The 18829-nt window shown below is 59.8% G+C and carries 16 protein-coding genes; 15 read left to right on the top strand and 1 reads right to left on the bottom strand.

What is annotated here, in order from left to right; translation table 11 throughout:
- Positions 1 to 103: 103 nt before the first annotated feature.
- Positions 104 to 895: a phenylalanine 4-monooxygenase gene (phhA, locus tag JFU58_RS01450; RefSeq protein ID WP_063028067.1), complete on the bottom strand. Its 792-nt coding sequence runs from the start codon at positions 893 to 895 to the stop codon at positions 104 to 106.
- A gap of 266 nt (positions 896 to 1161) precedes the next feature.
- On the opposite strand from phhA, the gene JFU58_RS01445 reads away from it, so the two are divergent.
- From JFU58_RS01445 to JFU58_RS01375, 15 genes are all read left to right on the top strand, one after another.
- Complete coding sequence (locus JFU58_RS01445; protein ID WP_063028069.1) at positions 1162 to 2727, top strand: sigma-54-dependent transcriptional regulator; 1566 nt, start codon at positions 1162 to 1164, stop codon at positions 2725 to 2727.
- A gap of 306 nt (positions 2728 to 3033) precedes the next feature.
- Complete coding sequence (locus JFU58_RS01440; protein ID WP_063028071.1) at positions 3034 to 3774, top strand: flagellar basal body rod protein FlgF; 741 nt, start codon at positions 3034 to 3036, stop codon at positions 3772 to 3774.
- Between the two features lie 63 nt (positions 3775 to 3837).
- Complete coding sequence (gene flgG / locus JFU58_RS01435) at positions 3838 to 4623, top strand: flagellar basal-body rod protein FlgG (RefSeq protein ID WP_017477441.1); 786 nt, start codon at positions 3838 to 3840, stop codon at positions 4621 to 4623.
- A gap of 53 nt (positions 4624 to 4676) precedes the next feature.
- Positions 4677 to 5372, top strand: coding sequence for a flagellar basal body L-ring protein FlgH (gene flgH, locus JFU58_RS01430; RefSeq protein ID WP_010166028.1), 696 nt, complete (start codon positions 4677 to 4679; stop codon positions 5370 to 5372).
- Positions 5373 to 5399: 27 nt separating this feature from the next.
- Positions 5400 to 6488 carry a flagellar basal body P-ring protein FlgI gene (locus tag JFU58_RS01425; RefSeq protein WP_032899355.1) on the top strand — a complete coding sequence of 363 codons (1089 nt, stop codon included), beginning with the start codon at positions 5400 to 5402 and terminating at the stop codon, positions 6486 to 6488.
- 4 nt (positions 6489 to 6492) lie between these two features.
- Complete coding sequence (gene flgJ, locus JFU58_RS01420; RefSeq protein WP_063028073.1) at positions 6493 to 7758, top strand: flagellar assembly peptidoglycan hydrolase FlgJ; 1266 nt, start codon at positions 6493 to 6495, stop codon at positions 7756 to 7758.
- Positions 7759 to 7768: 10 nt separating this feature from the next.
- Positions 7769 to 9802 carry a flagellar hook-associated protein FlgK gene (gene flgK, locus JFU58_RS01415; protein WP_063028075.1) on the top strand — a complete coding sequence of 678 codons (2034 nt, stop codon included), beginning with the start codon at positions 7769 to 7771 and terminating at the stop codon, positions 9800 to 9802.
- Positions 9803 to 9816: 14 nt separating this feature from the next.
- On the top strand, positions 9817 to 11400 hold the full coding sequence (locus JFU58_RS01410; RefSeq protein WP_201139728.1) for a flagellar hook-associated protein 3: 1584 nt from the start codon (positions 9817 to 9819) through the stop codon (positions 11398 to 11400).
- 303 nt (positions 11401 to 11703) lie between these two features.
- On the top strand, positions 11704 to 12633 hold the full coding sequence (locus JFU58_RS01405; RefSeq protein ID WP_063028079.1) for a ketoacyl-ACP synthase III: 930 nt from the start codon (positions 11704 to 11706) through the stop codon (positions 12631 to 12633).
- 266 nt (positions 12634 to 12899) lie between these two features.
- The gene (locus tag JFU58_RS01400; protein WP_063028081.1) at positions 12900 to 14345 is read left to right on the top strand and encodes a flagellin N-terminal helical domain-containing protein; all 1446 of its coding nucleotides are present in this window, start codon (positions 12900 to 12902) and stop codon (positions 14343 to 14345) included.
- A 75-nt stretch (positions 14346 to 14420) separates the two neighbouring features.
- Positions 14421 to 14783, top strand: coding sequence for a flagellar protein FlaG (locus JFU58_RS01395; protein ID WP_063028082.1), 363 nt, complete (start codon positions 14421 to 14423; stop codon positions 14781 to 14783).
- A 79-nt stretch (positions 14784 to 14862) separates the two neighbouring features.
- Positions 14863 to 16263 (top strand): flagellar filament capping protein FliD, encoded by a 1401-nt coding sequence (fliD, locus tag JFU58_RS01390; protein WP_201139727.1) that lies wholly within the window; start codon positions 14863 to 14865, stop codon positions 16261 to 16263.
- Between the two features lie 144 nt (positions 16264 to 16407).
- The gene (fliS, locus tag JFU58_RS01385) at positions 16408 to 16797 is read left to right on the top strand and encodes a flagellar export chaperone FliS (protein WP_026077955.1); all 390 of its coding nucleotides are present in this window, start codon (positions 16408 to 16410) and stop codon (positions 16795 to 16797) included.
- A 24-nt stretch (positions 16798 to 16821) separates the two neighbouring features.
- Positions 16822 to 17118, top strand: a complete 297-nt coding sequence (locus JFU58_RS01380) for a hypothetical protein (RefSeq protein WP_063028086.1) — start codon at positions 16822 to 16824, stop codon at positions 17116 to 17118.
- A 171-nt stretch (positions 17119 to 17289) separates the two neighbouring features.
- The gene (locus JFU58_RS01375) at positions 17290 to 18765 is read left to right on the top strand and encodes a sigma-54 dependent transcriptional regulator (RefSeq protein ID WP_063028088.1); all 1476 of its coding nucleotides are present in this window, start codon (positions 17290 to 17292) and stop codon (positions 18763 to 18765) included.
- The last annotated feature ends 64 nt before the right edge of the window (positions 18766 to 18829 follow it).

The following is an 18829-nucleotide window of genomic DNA, read 5'->3' as shown; positions in this document are numbered from 1 at the left end:
GGGTATTCCTGAAATCGAGTGTTTGGAAAACGGTCGTCAGTGGCGTCACCCTAAAGCAACGCGGGGCCAGGGAACAGACTCACCTGGCCCTAAAAGCCACAGCTCAAGCCGCTTTGGGCTTGGGCGGAAACTTCGGTGCGTGCAGACCCAGCTGCATCCCGCGTTCAACCATGCCCATGATGTCTTCCTGCGCCACTTCGAACAGGCGCTTGAGGTTGGGCAGGGCGAAGTACAGCGGTTGCAGGATGTCGATGCGGTACGGCGTGCGCATCGCTTCCAGCGGGTCGAAGGCTTGGTGCTCAGGTTCGTCCGAGAGGCAGTACACGGTCTCCTTGGGCGAAGACAGGATGCCGCCGCCGTAGATGCGCCGGCCTTCGGGCGTGTCCACCAGGCCGAACTCGATGGTCATCCAGTACAGTCGCGCCAGGTACACGCGCTGTTCCTTGGTGGCGGCCAGGCCGAGCTTGCCGTAGGTGTGGGTGAATTCCGCGAACCAGGGGTTGGTCAGCAGTGGGCAGTGGCCGAAGATCTCGTGAAAGATGTCCGGTTCCTGCAGGTAATCCAGCTCTTCACGGGTACGAATAAACGTCGCCACCGGAAACTGCTTATTGGCGAGCAATTCAAAAAAGGTCTGGAAGGGGATCAGTGCCGGCACTCGGGCGACTTGCCAGCCGGTGGTCTCGGCCAGCACTTTGTTGACTTCCGCCAATTGCGGAATGCGGTCATGGGGCAGGCCGAGCTTGTCGATGCCGTCCAGGTATTCCTGGCAGGCACGGCCCTCGATCACTTTCAGTTGGCGCGTGATCAGGGTGTTCCACACCGCATGTTCTTCGGGCGGGTAGTCGATAAAACCGTTCGCGTCGGGCTCGCGGGCCACGTACTGCGTCTGCTTCATACTGCTCTCCTGCTAGGCATTCGTTCTTGTTATGTCCTGGGATGAGCCTATTGATACGCCGCCTGGACCAGGAATCCATCCTCTTGCGGCACGGGTCTGTAGGAAAAGTTACTGGAATTCGTAAAGTTTTCGTTACGGTTGAGGCGTCTAGTTGTGTATGTGGCGTGTTTTGGGTGTGAATCGCCTCGCGACTGTCACATAATCTTGACGACTATCTGCGCCCAGCGGCAAAAAGACGCAGCGCCTCCACCTCTTCGGGCCTTCACATGCGTATCAAAGTGCATTGTCAGAACCGCATCGGCATCCTGCGGGACATCCTCAACCTGCTGGTGGAGTACGGCGTAAACGTCGCCAAGGGCGAAGTCGGTGGCGAACACGGCAACGCCATTTACCTGTTCTGCCCGAATCTGGTGAACCTGCAATTCCAGGCATTGCGCCCGCAGTTCGAAGCGATTGCCGGGGTGTTTGGCGTCAAGCGGGTAGGGCTGATGCCCAGCGAACGTCGGCACATGGAACTCAACGCGCTGTTGGGAGCGCTGGAGTTTCCGGTGCTGTCCATCGACATGGGCGGCTCCATCGTTGCCGCCAACCGTGCGGCGGCGCAGTTGCTCGGGGTACGGGTGGATGAGGTGCCGGGCATTCCGTTGTCGCGCTACGCCGAAGACTTCGATTTGCCGGAACTGGTACGGGCCAGCAAGTCGCGGATCAATGGCTTGCGGGTCAAGGTCAAGGGCGATGTGTTCCTGGCCGATATTGCGCCGCTGCAATCCTCTGAACATGACGACAGCGAAGCCATGGCCGGCGCCGTGCTGACCCTGCACCGCGCCGACCGCGTGGGTGAGCGTATCTACAATGTGCGCAAGCAGGAGCTGCGCGGCTTCGACAGCATTTTCCAAAGCTCCAAAGTCATGGCCGCCGTGGTGCGTGAAGCCCGGCGCATGGCACCGTTGGATGCCCCTCTATTAATAGAAGGCGAAACCGGCACCGGCAAAGAGTTGCTGGCCCGCGCCTGCCACCTGGCCAGCCCGCGCGGGCAGTCGCCGTTGATGGCGCTCAACTGCGCCGGTTTGCCGGAGTCCATGGCCGAGACCGAGTTGTTCGGGTATGGCCCCGGTGCTTTTGAAGGGGCGAGGGCGGAGGGCAAGTTGGGGCTGCTGGAGCTGACGGCGGGCGGCACGTTGTTTCTCGATGGCGTCGGCGAAATGAGCGCGCGGTTGCAGGTGAAGTTGCTGCGCTTTCTGCAGGACGGCTGCTTTCGCCGTGTAGGCAGTGATGAAGAGGTGTACCTGGATGTGCGGGTGATCTGCGCGACCCAGGTGGACCTTTCCGAACTGTGCGCCCGGGGCGAATTTCGCCAGGACCTTTACCACCGTCTCAATGTGCTCTCGCTGCATATCCCGCCGCTGCGCGAATGCCTGGATGGGTTGCCGCCGCTGGTGGAGCACTTCCTGGATCAGGCCAGCCGGCAGATCGGCTGCCCGCTGCCCAAGCTGGCGCCTGCGGCGATGGATCGCCTCAGCCATTACCACTGGCCGGGAAATGTGCGGCAGTTGGAGAACGTGCTGTTCCAGGCGGTTTCGCTGTGTGAGGGCGGCACGGTCAAGGCTGAGCACATTCGCCTGCCGGACTATGGCGTGCGCCAGCCGCTGGGGGATTTTTCCCTGGAAGGCGGGTTGGAGGAGATCGTCGGACGCTTCGAGAAGGCGGTGCTGGAGCAGCTGTATTCCGAGCACCCCAGCAGTCGACTGTTGGGCAAGCGGCTGGGCGTATCTCACACCACCATTGCCAACAAGTTGCGCGACTACGAAGTCGTCAAAGCCGAACGCGGTTAAACCTGTGGGAGCGGGCTTGCCTGCAATAGCGCTGGGTCAGCAAAACAAGTGGTAGCTGATACACCGCCATCGCAGGCAAGCCAGCTCCGACAGTTGATCTTTGTCGGTCTTGATACCTGCACTTGCCGTTAGCGGCATAAGTCCGCCGTTTTTTCGACTCTCTCCCTACTGCCTTAAGCTGCTCCCTGCCGGCAACCCCCCGCCCCGCCTGGACTTTTCCGTATTTCCGAAAGTTGGTTCGCAAATTGCTTAAGCCTCATCAGTACAGCGGTGGGCGGCAAGCGTCCGTCAGAAAGAGGAAAGAGCGTGGATAAGTACCTTTACGTGGCAATGACCGGCGCCAGCCAGAATGCACTGGCGCAGAAGGCCCACGCCAACAACTTGGCGAACGTTTCCACCAATGGTTTTCAACGCGACCTGGAACAGGCGCGCTCGATGCCGGTGTTCGGTGACAGCTTTCCGGCGCGGGCCTTTGCCTTGACCGAGCGCCCAGGCACGGATTTTTCCCCTGGCGCGATGATTGAAACCGGCCGTGACCTCGATGTGGCCGTCAGCGGCGACGGCTGGATGGCCGTGCAAAACCCGGATGGCGGCGAGTCCTACGTGCGCAGCGCCAGCATGAACGTCGATGCGCTGGGCGTACTGCGGGCCGGCAACGGGATGCCGATCATGGGCAACGGCGGCCCGATTGCCGTGCCGCCCCAGCAGCAGATCGAAGTCGGCCAGGACGGCACCATCAGCATCCGCGCCATGGGCGAAGGCCCGCGGGTGATGGCTGAAGTGGACCGGATCAAGCTGGTGCAGCCCGACCTCAAGAACATGACCAAGGGCCTCGACGGCACCATCCACACCAAGGATGGCCAGCCGGCCCAGGCCGATGCCACCGTCAAGCTGACGTCGGGCTTCCTGCAGGCGAGCAACGTGAACGCCGTTGAAGAAATGACGGCGGTGCTGGCTCTGTCCAAGCAGTTCGAATTGCACATCAAGATGATGAACAGCGCCAAAGAAGACGACCAGGCCATGACTCGCGTTCTGGCGATGAGCTGATAGCAGCCACACACTAATTTTTGTAGCGCGGCGCCATAAAACAGGCGCACGAAGGAGAAGAACATGCTTCCTGCTCTATACGTTGCCAAAACCGGTTTGTCCGCCCAGGACACCAACCTGACCACCATTTCCAACAACTTGGCCAACGTGTCGACCACGGGTTTCAAGCGTGACCGCGCCGAGTTCCAGGACTTGCTCTATCAGATCAAGAAGCAGCCTGGCGCCCAGTCGACCCAGGACAGCGAATTGCCGTCGGGCCTGCAACTGGGTACCGGTGTGGCCATCGTTGGCACTCAGAAGAACTTCAGCGCCGGTAACTTGCAGCAAACCGGCCAGCCGCTGGACTTGGCGGTCAACGGTAAGGGTTTCTTCCAGATCCTGCAGCCGGACGGCACCACCACCTACACCCGCGACGGTACGTTCCACCTGGACGCCAATGGCCAGGTCGTGACCGCCAACGGTTTCGCGCTGGAGCCGGCGATTGTGGTGCCGAACAACGCCCAGACTTTCACCGTCGGCAACGACGGCACCGTGTCGATCACCGTGGCCGGTAACCCGGCCTCCCAGGTGATCGGCAACCTGCAAACCGCCGACTTCATCAACCCGGCCGGCCTGCAGGCGATTGGTAACAACCTGTTCCTGGAAACCGCGTCCAGCGGCGCGCCGCAAATCGGCACCCCTGGCCTTAACGGTTTTGGTACCACCCTGCAAAGCACCCTGGAAACGTCCAACGTCAGCACCGTTGAAGAGATGGTCAACATGATCACCACGCAGCGCGCCTACGAGATGAACTCCAAGGTGATTTCCACCGCCGACCAGATGCTTTCGTTCGTAACGCAGAATCTGTAATCAAGTCTATGGGGCGCCCTTGAAGGCGCCTGCAACACCGTGAGGTATGGGTCATGAATCGCTATGTTTCTGTTCTGGCATTGAGTGGGATTGCTGCGCTGGCGGGCTGTGTCGCGCCGACGCCAAAGCCCAATGATCCGTACTATGCGCCGGTGTTGCCGCGCACGCCGTTGCCGGCGGCCGCCAACAATGGCTCGATCTACCAGGCCGGTTTCGAACAGAACCTGTACAGCGACCGCAAGGCCTTCCGGGTGGGTGACATCATCACCATCACGCTGAACGAGAAGACCCAGGCGAGCAAGAACGCCAACTCGCAGATCGGCAAGACCAGCAAGACCAGCATCGGCCTGACCTCGTTGTTTGGCGGTGTACCGAACACCAACAACCCGCTGGGCAGTGGTGACCTGAGCCTGGACGCCGGTTACAGCGGCGACCGCGCCACCAACGGCAAAAGTGCGGCGGGCCAGGGCAACAGCCTGACCGGTTCGATCACCGTGACCGTGGCCGACGTGCTGCCCAACGGCATCATTGCCGTACGCGGCGAGAAGTGGATGACCCTCAACACCGGTGACGAACTGGTGCGCATTGCGGGCATGGTTCGCGCCGACGATATCTCCACCGACAACACCGTGCCGTCGACACGGATTGCCGATGCACGCATCACCTACTCGGGTACGGGTTCGTTTGCTGACGCCAGTCAGCCGGGCTGGTTTGACCGTTTCTTCCTTAGCCCGCTGTTCCCTTTCTAGGTGATCACTTTGAACTTCAAACAGCTGATGGCTGCGATGTTGCTGCTGGCCCTGAGCGCAGGCGCCCAGGCTGAGCGCTTGAAAGACATCGCGAGCATTTCCGGCGTCCGGTCCAACCAGTTGATCGGCTACGGCCTGGTGGTGGGGCTTAACGGCACCGGTGACCAGACCACCCAGACCCCGTTCACCCTGCAGACCTTCAACAACATGCTTTCGCAGTTCGGCATCAAGGTACCGCCGGGTTCGGGCAACGTGCAGTTGAAGAACGTCGCGGCGGTGTCCATCAGCGCTGACTTGCCGCCGTTTGCCAAGCCGGGGCAGGTGGTCGATATCACCGTCTCGTCCATGGGTAACTCGAAAAGCCTGCGGGGCGGCACCTTGCTGATGACGCCGCTCAAAGGTATCGACGGCAACGTCTACGCCATTGCCCAGGGCAACCTGGTGGTGGGCGGCTTTGACGCCGAAGGCCGTGACGGTTCGAAGATCACTGTCAACGTGCCGTCGGCCGGCCGGATTCCCGGTGGTGCCTCGGTGGAGCGCACCGTGCCCAGCGGCTTCAACCAGGGCAACAGCCTCACCCTGAACCTCAACCGTTCGGACTTCACCACCGCCAAGCGCGTGGTCGACAAGATCAATGAGCTGCTGGGCCCGGGCGTGGCCCAGGCCATCGACGGCGGTTCGGTGCGTGTCACCGCACCGTTGGACCCAAGTCAGCGCGTGGACTACCTGTCTTTGCTGGAAAACCTAGAGGTTGACCCGGGCCAGGCGGTGGCGAAAGTCATCATCAACTCGCGGACCGGCACCATCGTGATCGGCCAGAACGTCAAGGTTTCGCCGGCGGCCGTGACCCACGGCAGCCTGACCGTGACCATCACCGAAGACCCGATTGTCAGCCAGCCTGGCCCGTTGTCCAACGGCCAGACCGCCGTGGTGCCCCGTTCCCGGGTGAATGCCCAGCAAGAAGCCAAGCCGATGTTCAAGTTCGGCCCCGGTACCACCCTGGACGAGATTGTCCGTGCGGTGAACCAGGTGGGCGCCGCGCCAGGCGACTTGATGGCGATCCTCGAAGCGTTGAAACAGGCCGGCGCCTTGCAAGCCGACCTGATCGTGATCTGACGCCATGGCCATGGACATGCGTAAAAGCGGCCTGAGCAGCACGGCAGACTCGGGTTCTTATTCCGACCTCAACCGGCTGAACCAGTTGAAGGTCGGCGACAAGAACAGCGACGGCAACATGCGCAAGGTCGCGCAGGAATTCGAGTCGCTGTTTCTCGGCGAGATGCTCAAGTCCATGCGCTCGGCCACCGAAGCCCTGGGCAAGGACAACCCGCTGAATACTCCGGCGGCCAAGCAGTACCAGGAAATGTACGACCAGCAGTTGGCGGTCTCCCTGTCTCGTGAGGGCGGTGGTATTGGCCTGGCAGACGTGCTGATGCGCCAGATGCAGAAGAACAAGCCGGTGGACGCCCAGGCGGCCACCTTGCAAGGCCCGGCCGCACCGGCGAAGAAGGTGGATGTGCCGACCGAAATTGCCGCCGGTACCAAGGCCGATGGCCCGCTGGGCCGCAGCAATGGTCAACGGCCTTTGTGGGCGTACCGCGTGGCGGTGCCTGAAGGCACCAACTCCCACGCCAACGACATGGCGCTGATGAATCAGCGGCGCATCTCGTTGCCGAGCAAGCTGACGGATCGCCTGCTGGCCGGCATCGTGCCGGGTGCCGATGCCACCACCACTGCCGCCAAGGCCGCGCCGCTGCGTAACAGCGCCGCCGATGACGGTGTGGTCAACAGTTCTGCCCGCAGCCTGGCTGCACTACCCCCGCGCGGACAAATGCAGGTTTACGGTCGCGCCGTGGCCCAGCCGCCGCTGGCACCCGCGAAAAAAGCCTTCAGTTCGCAGGATGAATTTGTCGCCACCATGTTGCCGATGGCCAAGCAGGCCGCCGCGCGGATTGGCATCGACCCACGCTACCTGGTGGCCCAGGCCGCTTTGGAAACCGGCTGGGGTAAATCGGTGATGCGTGCCGAAGACGGCACCAGCAGCCACAACCTGTTCGGCATCAAGGCCGGCCAGAGTTGGCAGGGCGAACAGGCCCGGGCGATCACCAGCGAGTTTCGCAATGGTGCGATGGTCAAGGAGACGGCGCAGTTCCGTTCCTACAACTCCTACCAGGACAGCTTCCATGACCTGGTGACGTTGCTGCAAAGCAATGATCGCTATAAAGAAGTTGTGAAATCAGCCGACAACCCGGAACAGTTTGTGCGCGAGTTGCAAAAAGCCGGTTATGCAACCGACCCGGATTACGCCAGCAAGATTTCGCAGATCGCAAAAACGATGAACAGCTACCAGAATTACGCTGCCGCGGGCGCTTCCACTCATTTATAAGGTCTGAATCATGAGTTTGCTCAATATCGGGATGTCGGGGCTCAATGCCGCCCAAGGATCGTTGTCGGTCTTAAGTAACAACATCGCCAACGTCAACACCCCGGGATACTCGCGTCAGCAGACCACCCAGAACGCCAGTGCGTCGAATGCGTTCGGCGGTGTGTTCATCGGCACCGGTACGACCCTGGCGGATGTGCGCCGGGTGTACAACGACTTCCTGAACACCGCTTACCAGAACAGCACCGCCCTCAATAGCGACGCCAATGCTTACTTGGGCCAGGCCAGTGCAATCGACAAGACCCTGTCGGACAAAAGCACCGGCATGTCGGCCGTGCTCAGCGCCTTTTTCGCGGCGGCGCAGGCTTCTGCAGCCACGCCCAGTGATGTGTCCGCCCGGCAATTGCTGGTGACCAGTGCCCAGACCTTGAGCAACCGGTTCAACGCGATTTCCTCGCAGTTGACTCAACAGAAAGAAAGCATCAACGGCCAGTTGAGCACCATGAGTGATCAGGTCAACAAGCTGACCTCCTCGATTGCATCCCTGAACAAGCAGATTTCCCAGGTCCAGGGCTCGACGAGCAACGCGCCCGCCAACCTGCTGGATGCGCGCAACGAAGCGGTGCGCTCCCTCAATGAACTGATCGGTGTCACGGCCACTGAAAAGGACGGCCAGGTCAACATCACAACCGGCACCGGCCAGTCGCTGGTAGACGGCGATGTTGCCAATACCATTTCGGCAGTGCCGAGCAAGAACGACAGCAGCCAGTACACCATTCAGATCAACATGGGCAGCACCTCCATGGACATCGGTTCGGTGGTCAGCGGTGGCAGCATTGGCGGCCTGATGCGTTATCGCAGTGATGTGCTGATGCCGGCCATCAATGACTTGGGCCGACTGGCCATCGTCACCGCCGATACCGTCAACAACCAGTTGGGCCAGGGCCTGGATTTGAATGGTGATTTCGGCTCTTCGCTGTTCTCGGATATCAACAGTGCGGCCGCCATCTCCCAGCGTAGTCAGGGGACCGCGGGTAACAGCGCCGGCTCCGGCAACCTGAATGTGTCGATTGCCGACAGCAGCAAGCTGACCACCTACGACTACAAGGTCACGTTTACCAGCGGCAACCAGTACAACGTGGTGCGTTCCGATGGCAAGGCCATGGGCTCGTTCGATACCACCACCACGCCGCCGCCGGTGATTGACGGTTTCACCCTGGCGCTGGATGGCAAAGGGCCGATGGCGGCGGGTGACAGCTTCAAGGTCAGCCCCACCAGCAATGGCGCCAGCGGGATCGGCGTCGACCTGACGGACCCGAATAAACTCGCATTCGCCGGCCCATTGGCGGGCGTTGCCGGCAAGAACACCGGCACCGGCACGTTCACGCCGCCGCAGTTGACGGTGCCGCTGGATATTCATGGCGGTGCCGATACCGCCCAATTGCGCACCGGGATCGAAAACTCGATGCCGGTGAAAATGGTGTTCGGCGATAAGGCCGCGGACGGCACACAGCCGTACACCGTCACCGACGCCCAAGGCTTCAAGATCGGCACCGGCAGCATCATTCCGGGCCAGGGCAACAAGATCACCATCAATGTGCCGATGCGCGACGCCACCGGCGCCGTGATCACCGGCAAGAGCTTCAGTTTTGACACCACCGTTGGCGGCTCGCCGGCCAATAACGACAGCACCACCTTCTCCTTCAACAGTGGCGCCACCTCCGACGGCCGCAACGCCCAGTCGCTGCTGGCGCTGCAAACCAAGGCAACTGTCGGTGTGACGGACGGCAACGGGGGCGTGAGCCTGGTCAGTGCCAACAGCCGCCTGGTGTCCCAAGTGGGTTCCAAGGCTGCCCAGGCCAATACCGACAGCACCGCGACCGGTGCGCTGCTGACAGCGAACAAGGCGGCCGCCAACTCGGTGTCCCAGGTCAACCTGGATGAAGAGGCGGGCGACATGATCAAGTTCCAGCAGTACTACACCGCGTCGTCGCAGATCATCAAGGCGGCGCAGGAAACCTTCAGCACACTGATCAACGCACTTTAAGGGAGTCTGGGACGATGCGTATTTCTACACAGCAGTATTTCGACACCAGCTCCGCCAAATACCAGGACAACTATTCCGGTGTGGTGAAGGCCCAGGACCAGGCGAGTTCCGGCGTCCGGGTGCAGACCGCTTCCGATGACCCGGTGGCTGCTGCCCAATTGCTGATGCTGCAGCAGCAGAAAGACATGTTGGGGCAATACAACACCAACATCACCACCCTGCAAAACTCCCTGACCAACGAAGAGAGCGTGCTGCAAAGCATCAATAACGCGCTGCAAACCGCCCAGGGCCTGGCGCAGCAGGCCGGTAACATCGCCAAGAGCGATGACGATCGCAAGGCGATTGCCGCCCAGGTAGGAGCGCTTGAGGACCAGGTGCTGGGCTTGCTCAACTCCAAGGATTCCAGCGGCAACTACATGTTCTCCGGTGCCAAGACCGATACACCGCCGTACACCCGCAACAATGACGGTACTTACACCTACCAGGGTGACGAGACGCCCCTGAGCCTGCAGATTTCCAACAACCTTTCGATCTCCATGGGTGATACCGGCAAGGCGCTGCTGGAAAGCTCGTCCAATACCGGTCGCACCCAGGCCACGTTGCTGCCGCCTGCCGTGAATGACGGCACGGTGGGGATCTCGGCGGGGCTGGTCACGTCGAGCACGAAGTTTGCCAACAGCTTTTCCGATGGCCAGCCGTACAAGCTGACCTTCGCCAGCAGCACCCAATACAGCGTGACCGACAAGGACGGCAACGACGTCACGTCGGAGATCACCGGTAACGGTACGTTTGACTCCACCAAGGAAGGCTCATCCAGCGTCAGCCTGCGGGGTGTCACGTTCGACATCCGGCTGAACCTGGGCAAAGACGTTGCGTCGGGCCCGGCATCCGATGCGCTGGTGGCGGGCAAGCAATTCTCCCTGGCGACCAAGCCTGACAGCTTCAGTATTTCCCGTACGGCAAGCAATCCGTCCACTGCGCAACTGACGGGTGGCACGGTCACGGATTCGGCGGCTTATACCAGCACCTTTCCCAACTCGGGTGCGGTGATTAAGTTCACCAGTGGCACCGATTACCAGGTGTTCGCCCAGCCGTACTCCGCCAATAGCAAGGCCATTGCCAGCGGCACCATGGCTGCCGGCGCGACGTCGATCACCACGGCCGGCCTGACCTTTGGTGTGAGTGGCACGCCAGGTGCCGGTGACCAGTTCTCGGTCGGCGCCACCAGCAACAAGAACATGAATGCCCTGGACACCCTGGGCCAATTGCGCAAAGCCCTGGAAACCCCGGCCGACGGCAATCCGGTTGCCTTGAATAACCTCAAGGACGTGGTCGCCACGAGCATTGGCAACCTGGGTAACGCTTCGGCGCAGATCGACCAGGTTCGCGGCTCCATTGGTGCACGCCAGAGTGCGATGGATATCCAGAGCACGGAAAACACTAGCCTGGGCCTGGCCAATACGTCCACCATGTCGTCCCTGGCCAACGTTGATATGGGGCAAGCCGCTATTGACCTGACCTTGCAGCAGACCATGCTGCAGGCCTCGCAACTGGCGTTCGTGAAAATCTCCCAGTTGAGCCTGTTCAGCAAGATGTGATTCGAGCGGCTGCAAACCTGCGGCTCACCCTGGAAACGGGGTGGGCCGTTGTGGTTTTTGGCGCTTGTATGTCCCCGTGTTTCGCACAAAGCGCAGAAAATTGAGTGACCTGTGAGTCATAAAGCGCATCTTCACTGTATCGTGTGAAAAGGATAGGTCGTCGCCAGGTCTCTGCGAGGGCCTGCCGCCAAGGTGTAAAGGCGGTTTTCGGCGAGTTTTTTGCGGGGTTATCCCCATTATTGTCAGCACCCGGCGACGTGTCTCGCGGGGTGTTCTCCAGCTATTTAGTATTGGGAAGCCACAATGATTGGCATAAAAAGCATCGCCAGTTACGTGCCGGCAGACGGGATCGATAACTACGCCCAGGGTGCCAAATTCGCCAAGGATGAAGAATTCATCATTGGCAAGATCGGTTCGGCGTTCCTGCCGCGCAAGGATGCTGCACAGGAAACCTCCGATCTGTGCGTCGAGGCGGTCAACGCCTTGTTTGCCAACAACCCCGATTTGAAGCGCGAATCCATCGATGCGCTGATCGTCGTCACCCAGAACGGCGACGAAGAGGGCTTGCCTCACACCGCCGCTATCGTCCAGGACAAACTGGGCCTGCCGACGCACGTGGCGGCCTTTGATATTTCCCTGGGCTGCTCGGGCTATGTCTACGGCATCTATGCGATGAAGGGCTTCATGGAAGCCACGGGCCTGAAAAACGGCCTGCTGGTGACCGCCGACCCGTACTCGAAGATCGTCGACCCGGAAGACCGCAACACCACCATGCTGTTCGGCGATGCCGCTACTGCCACCTGGATGGGCGAAGACGCGCCCTGGCAGCTGGGCAAGGCCAAGTTTGGCACTGACGGTTCCGGTGCGCCGCACTTGAAGGTCAGCGATGGCGTGTTCTTCATGAACGGCCGCCAGGTGTTCAACTTCGCCTTGCTCAAGGTGCCGGCCCATTTGCACGAGCTGCTCAACGAGTCGGACCTCAAGGCTGACGAGATTGACGCATTCTGCATTCACCAGGGCAGTGCGGCGATTGTCGACGCCGTGGCCCGGCGTTTCGAAGATGCACCGGTGGACAAGTTCATCAAGGACATGGTCGAGACCGGCAACACCGTGTCCTCGAGCATTCCGCTGCTGCTGGAAAAGCACATGCTCGACTCCACCTGGAAGCGCGTCGCCATCAGTGGTTTTGGCGTGGGCCTGTCTTGGGGCTCGGCGATTTTGCATCGCCCTTGATGCCTTAAAGGCGCTGCACAAAAAAACGCCCATGATCGAAAGATCATGGGCGTTTTTTATTTGGCGCCAAAAAGCCAGCAACTGCGGGGGTTTGGGCCGTCGTAAATGCTTGAATTACAAGGGGTGGCATCGTGCTAGTAAAAAAAATCAAAAAAGTCCTCAAGCAACCTGCTTTCACGACGATAACTATTACGAAGGTTCTCTAGGCCACACCCGGCGGTTGCCAGGGCCGGAAGCCGCAGTAAACAACCCACGAGGATTTCGTCATGGCTTTAACAGTAAACACTAACCTTGCTTCGTTGAACGTTCAGAACAACCTGAACAAGGCTTCCGGCGCCCTGCAAACTTCCATGCAGCGTCTGTCCTCCGGCCTGCGTATCAACAGCGCCAAAGACGATGCGGCCGGCCTGCAAATCTCCAACCGTCTGACCAGCCAGATCAACGGCCTGGGCGTTGCAATCAAGAACGCCAACGACGGCAGCTCGATTGCTCAGACCGCTGAAGGCGCCATGCAGCAGTCCACCAACATCCTGCAAAGCATGCGTACCCTGGCTCTGCAATCCGCCAACGGCTCGCCAAGCGCTGAAGACCGTAAGTCGAACCAGGCTCAATACGCTGCTCTGACTGCTGAATTGACCCGTATCGCTACCACCACTACTTTCGGTGGCAAGAACCTGCTGGACGGTTCTTTCGGTACCACTTCGTTCCAGGTCGGCGCCAACGCCAACCAGACCATCGACATGAGCATCGGTAACGTTGCGGCCAACAACATTGGTTCGCAGCAGCTGAAATCCCAAGGCGTTGCTCCAAGCGCAACAGGCGTTGCCGGCGGCGCGATCGCTGTTACCGGTGGCGGCCAGTCCTCCAACCTGACCATCGCTGCTGGTGCTTCCGCCAAGCAGATCGCTGCTCAGATGAACGGCGCTGTCGGCGGCCTGGCTGCTACTGCCAGCACTGTTGCCCAGTTCACCGTTGACTCCGCTGCCATTGCTGGTGCAACCCCTGCCAGCGCAAACTTCACCCTGAAAGTCGGCAGCGGTACTGCGGTCCAGTTCACTGGCGTAACCAGCACTTCCGATCTGGCTGACCAGCTGAAGTCCAACGCTGCCAAGCTGGGCATCACCGTTAACTACGATTCGACCACTCAAGCGCTGTCGGTCAAGTCTGACACCGGTGAGAACCTGACCTTCAACGCTGGCGACCCAGGAGCTGTTGCCGGTATCAAAGTGGCTACCCAAGACGGCACTGGCACCTTCGGTACTGCCGTTGCTCTGGCTAACACCGCGATCATCGCTACTGGTGCAGTTTCCCTGAACTCCTCCAGCAGCTACTCCCTGAGCGGCGCCGGTGTGACTGGTCTGTTCGCAGCGACTGGTACTGCTGCCAACTCCACCAAAACCACCGTTAACAACACCGACATCACCACTGCTGCCAACGCACAGAACTCGATCGACGTGATCACCCAGGCGATCTCGGACATCGACTCCCAGCGTGCCGGCCTCGGCGCTGTACAAAACCGTTTCGACAACACCGTTGCCAACCTGCAGAGCATCTCCGACAACTCCAGCGCCGCTCGCGGTCAGATCCAGGACGTTGACTACGCTGCTGAAACTGCTCAGTTGACCAAGCAACAAACCCTGCAACAGGCTTCCACTGCGATCCTGTCCCAGGCCAACCAACTGCCATCCGCTGTACTGAAGCTGCTTCAGTAATAGCCATCGGTAGATGACTGACGGAAGGGCGCGTTTACGTGCCCTTTTGTCTTTTGCGTGATGAGGAGATTGGACATGGACATGAGCGTCAAGTTGAACCTGTCTTATCCTGCTGCCCCAACGCCACAGAGTGCGCCTGCCCCTGTGACTGCCGACTCGCAGACCCCCAAGGTTGATGCGACCGTCGCAGCAGTAAAGCCCAAGCAGGAAACGAAACCGGACGACCTGGAAAAGGCCGTCAACGATATTCGCAAATTTGTCCAGGCGGCCCAGCGCAACCTGGATTTTTCCATTGATGACTCCACCCATCAGGTGGTGGTCAAGGTCATCGCGACCGAAAGCGGCGAGGTCATTCGTCAGATCCCGTCGGAAACCGCATTGAAACTCGCACAAAGCCTTCACGACGCCAGCAACGTGTTGTTTGACGCTAAAGTCTGAGCTGGCATGAATTTTGTTGCTGTAGCTGCTTGAGGCGTCGTCCGTCAAGAAAGCGCCAGCCCCGATCAGGAGAAGAGTCATGGGTGATATCACGGTAAGCGGCCCGGTTACGGGGATTAATACCGAGTCGATCGTTACGGCCTTGGTGAACGCTGAACAAGCGCCCAAGCAGTCGCAGATCAACAAGCAGACGCAAACGTCGACCGCCCAACTGTCCTCGATCGGCAAGATTCAAGCGGCGCTGGATGCCTTCCGCGGCGCCATGGACAACATGACCAAGGACGCCAGTATCGGCGGCCTGACGGCGACCACCTCGGATGCCAATGTTTCTACCGTCACCCTGGGCGCCGGTGCTTCTGCCGGGAGCTACTCCTTGATCGTCAGCCAACTGGCGACGGCTTCGAAAGTTGCTACCCAGACTTATGCGGCGGGGGCGAAGACGGTCGTCAATACCGGCACCACTGCGACGACCCTGGAAATTTCCCAGTCAGGTCAGAGCTATGGGGTCAGCGTTCCACCTGGAGCGACGTTGCAGCAGGTGCGTGACTCAATCAACGCGCAATACAGCAGCGCAGGTCTGAGTGCCAACATTCTGACTGATGCCACCGGTTCCCGACTGGTCGTGACGTCTTCCAATACTGGCGCCGATACCGATATCAAGCTGGGTGGCAACTCCGGTTTGGATACTGGCTCTTCAGTGGTGGGCAGCCCGCCGCAGAATGCGAAGTACACCATTGACGGTACTGCTCAGGAATCCAAGAGCAATACCCTGTCCGACGCGATCAGTGGTGTGAGTATTAAGTTGGTGGCGGTGTCTCCGCTGCCCACCGGCAGCAAAGATGAAAAGGATCGGATAGCATCAACCATCACCGTCACGCGTAGTACCGACACTCTCAAGAGTTCGGTAAAGGGTTTTGTCGACACCTATAACGCCCTGATGACCGCGATCAATACCGAGACCGCCGTCACTACCAACGCGGATGGTTCCACCACTTCTGCTGCGCTGACGGGCGATTCCACCATGCGCGGTTTGCAGACGGCCGTGCGTGCTCAGCTGAATGCGTTGGCCGGTACGGGCACATTGAAATCCCTGGCCCAGTTTGGTGTGAACACTGACCAGACAACCGGCAAGTTGAGCATTGACGACAAGGTGTTCAGTGCCGCCATCGCCACCAATCCCACCGACATCGGCGGCATTTTCAATGGTGACAATGGCCTGTTGGCGCGTATGAAATCTGCGACCGACAGCTATGCGGTGACCAACACCGGCGTCCTGGCCACGCGTTCTTCGACGCTGTCGGCCAACCTCAAGGACCTGCAAAACCAGCAGGACACCCTGACCGCGCGCATGGCTGCCCTGAAGACAAGCCTGACCGCCAAGTACACGACCATGAACAACCTGGTGGCTCAGCTCACCAGTCAACGCTCCAGTGTCATGACCACGCTCAACGCGCTGAACAAGACCTCCTCGGACAGTTGATCCTCAATGAAGCCGCCCGGTGAAGTGAATAGCTTCGCTGGGCGGGATCTTCAGCAGACCGCCGGCTTAAAGTTTTTTGCGACACCGTCGACATAATAGTCAGAGCCCATTCTTTTTAGCTGTTGCCTGTCACGAGGTAGAAACATGAATCCCATGAGAGCCCTTCGCCAATACCAGAAGGTCAATTCCCATGCCCAGGTCTCCGAAGCCAGCCCGCACCGTCTGGTTCAAATGCTGATGGAAGGCGCGCTGGACCGCATGGCCCAGGCCAAGGGCGCCATGGCTCGTGGTGACATCGCGCAAAAGGGCCTGTTGCTGGGCAAGGCGATCGATATCCTGATTGGCCTGCGTGACGGCCTGAACCCGGAAAAAACCGATGATCCGGCCGCCTTGCAGCAATTGGATAACCTGTACGCCTACATGACCACGCGCTTGCTCGAAGCCAATACCAAGAGCGATGTGGCAATGATCGACGAAGTAGCCGGCTTGATGATTACGCTCAAGGAAGGCTGGGACGGTATTGCAACACTGTAGGCCTGCTGGCCTGAGGAAGACGTTATGAACCACGCCCTGCAACGGATTGACGAGACCCGCGAAGCCTTGATGGACGCATTGGCCGCACGTAACTGGGACGCCATCGGCGAACTGGACCTGGGGTGTCGTGCAGTGATTGATGAGGCGCTGAGCAATGCGCCGGTGGACGAAGATGCCCTGCGGGAAAAACTGGAGAGTTTGCTGGAGGTGTATCAGCAGCTGCTTGAGGTGACAACCGGGGAGCGTCAGGCGATTTTCGAGGAGATGTCGCAGATCAACCGAGCGGAAAGTGCGTCAAAGGTTTACCATCTGTTCGGCTGAAGGCTCAGTTAATCCGAACAAGGCGCGTCATTAATTTGACCGTGCACATATTTTTGACTTAACTAGTGCTATTTTCAGACGTCAGAAAGCTGTAGCGCAGAAAATGCCTACCGCTATCTAGATTGCCCCAACTCGAGGGCATTAGAGTTTTACTAGGGAAGTTGCTATTGCATGTGGCGTGAAACCAAAATCCTGCTGATCGATGACGATAGCGTTCGACGCCGCGATCTGGCGGTGATCCTGAATTTTCTTGGGGAAGAAAATTTACCCTGCGGCAGCCACGACTGGCAGCAGGCGGTCAGCTCTTTGTCGTCGAGCCGTGAAGTCATTTGTGTGCTGATCGGGACGGTAAATGCTCCTGGCGCCGTTTTGGGCTTGTTAAAGACACTGTCAACCTGGGATGAGTTCCTTCCGGTGTTGCTGATGGGCGATATTTCTTCTGTGGACCTTCCGGAAGACCAGCGCCGTCGTGTCCTTTCCACCCTCGAAATGCCACCCAGCTACAGCAAATTGCTCGACTCCCTGCACCGTGCCCAGGTCTACCGCGAGATGTACGACCAGGCCCGCGAACGCGGCCGTCACCGCGAACCCAATCTTTTCCGCAGCCTCGTCGGCACCAGCCGTGCGATCCAGCACGTGCGCCAGATGATGCAGCAAGTTGCCGACACCGACGCCAGCGTGCTGATCCTTGGCGAGTCCGGCACCGGCAAGGAAGTGGTTGCGCGCAACCTGCATTACCACTCCAAGCGCCGCGACGGTCCGTTCGTGCCGGTCAACTGCGGGGCGATCCCGGCAGAGCTGCTGGAAAGCGAACTGTTTGGCCACGAGAAGGGCGCCTTTACCGGGGCGATCACCAGCCGTGCCGGGCGTTTTGAACTGGCCAACGGCGGCACCCTGTTCCTCGACGAAATCGGCGACATGCCGCTGCCGATGCAGGTCAAGCTGCTGCGGGTTTTGCAGGAACGCACCTTCGAGCGCGTGGGCAGCAACAAGACCCAAAGCGTCGACGTGCGCATCATTGCCGCTACCCACAAAAACCTCGAAAGCATGATCGAGGTCGGCAGCTTCCGCGAAGACCTGTACTACCGCCTCAACGTATTCCCGATTGAAATGGCGCCCCTGCGCGAGCGTGTCGAAGACATCCCGCTGCTGATGAACGAACTGATTTCGCGCATGGAGCACGAAAAGCGCGGTTCGATCCGTTTCAACTCGGCGGCGATCATGTCCCTGTGCCGTCACGGCTGGCCGGGCAACGTCCGCGAGCTGGCCAACCTGGTGGAGCGCATGGCGATCATGCACCCGTACGGGGTGATCGGCGTGGTCGAGCTGCCGAAGAAATTCCGCTACGTCGACGACGAAGACGAGCAACTGGTAGACAGCCTGCGCAGCGACCTGGAAGAGCGCGTGGCCATCAACGGCCATACGCCGGACTTGGGTTCCACCGCCATGTTGCCGCCGGAAGGCCTGGATTTGAAAGACTACCTCGGCAGCCTTGAACAAGGCCTGATCCAGCAGGCCCTCGACGACGCCAACGGCATCGTCGCCCGTGCCGCCGAACGCCTGCGCATTCGCCGCACCACCCTGGTGGAGAAGATGCGCAAGTACGGCATGAGCCGCAAAGAAGGTGATGAACAGGCGGATGATTGACGCCTGTTTTTCAAACCGCTGATTAATCAGCGGTTTTTTTCGGCACGGGTATTGCTACAGCACT

Source organism: Pseudomonas sp. TH34 (assembly GCF_016650865.1).
Classification (GTDB): Bacteria; Pseudomonadota; Gammaproteobacteria; order Pseudomonadales; family Pseudomonadaceae; genus Aquipseudomonas; species Aquipseudomonas yamanorum.
Note: the sequence above shows the minus strand (reverse complement) of the source record. Positions and strands in the feature narration are given on the sequence as shown.

Coding starts and splice junctions, on each gene's coding strand:
- JFU58_RS01380 (WP_063028086.1), top strand. CDS start 16,822: ATGAACCACGCCCTGCAACGGATTGACGAGACCCGCGAAGCCTTGATG.
- JFU58_RS01405 (WP_063028079.1), top strand. CDS start 11,704: ATGATTGGCATAAAAAGCATCGCCAGTTACGTGCCGGCAGACGGGATC.
- flgJ (WP_063028073.1), top strand. CDS start 6,493: ATGGCCATGGACATGCGTAAAAGCGGCCTGAGCAGCACGGCAGACTCG.
- flgG (WP_017477441.1), top strand. CDS start 3,838: ATGCTTCCTGCTCTATACGTTGCCAAAACCGGTTTGTCCGCCCAGGAC.
- fliD (WP_201139727.1), top strand. CDS start 14,863: ATGGGTGATATCACGGTAAGCGGCCCGGTTACGGGGATTAATACCGAG.
- JFU58_RS01375 (WP_063028088.1), top strand. CDS start 17,290: ATGTGGCGTGAAACCAAAATCCTGCTGATCGATGACGATAGCGTTCGA.
- JFU58_RS01410 (WP_201139728.1), top strand. CDS start 9,817: ATGCGTATTTCTACACAGCAGTATTTCGACACCAGCTCCGCCAAATAC.
- phhA (WP_063028067.1), bottom strand. CDS start 895: ATGAAGCAGACGCAGTACGTGGCCCGCGAGCCCGACGCGAACGGTTTT.
- JFU58_RS01400 (WP_063028081.1), top strand. CDS start 12,900: ATGGCTTTAACAGTAAACACTAACCTTGCTTCGTTGAACGTTCAGAAC.
- flgK (WP_063028075.1), top strand. CDS start 7,769: ATGAGTTTGCTCAATATCGGGATGTCGGGGCTCAATGCCGCCCAAGGA.
- JFU58_RS01395 (WP_063028082.1), top strand. CDS start 14,421: ATGGACATGAGCGTCAAGTTGAACCTGTCTTATCCTGCTGCCCCAACG.
- fliS (WP_026077955.1), top strand. CDS start 16,408: ATGAATCCCATGAGAGCCCTTCGCCAATACCAGAAGGTCAATTCCCAT.
- JFU58_RS01445 (WP_063028069.1), top strand. CDS start 1,162: ATGCGTATCAAAGTGCATTGTCAGAACCGCATCGGCATCCTGCGGGAC.
- JFU58_RS01425 (WP_032899355.1), top strand. CDS start 5,400: ATGGCTGCGATGTTGCTGCTGGCCCTGAGCGCAGGCGCCCAGGCTGAG.
- flgH (WP_010166028.1), top strand. CDS start 4,677: ATGAATCGCTATGTTTCTGTTCTGGCATTGAGTGGGATTGCTGCGCTG.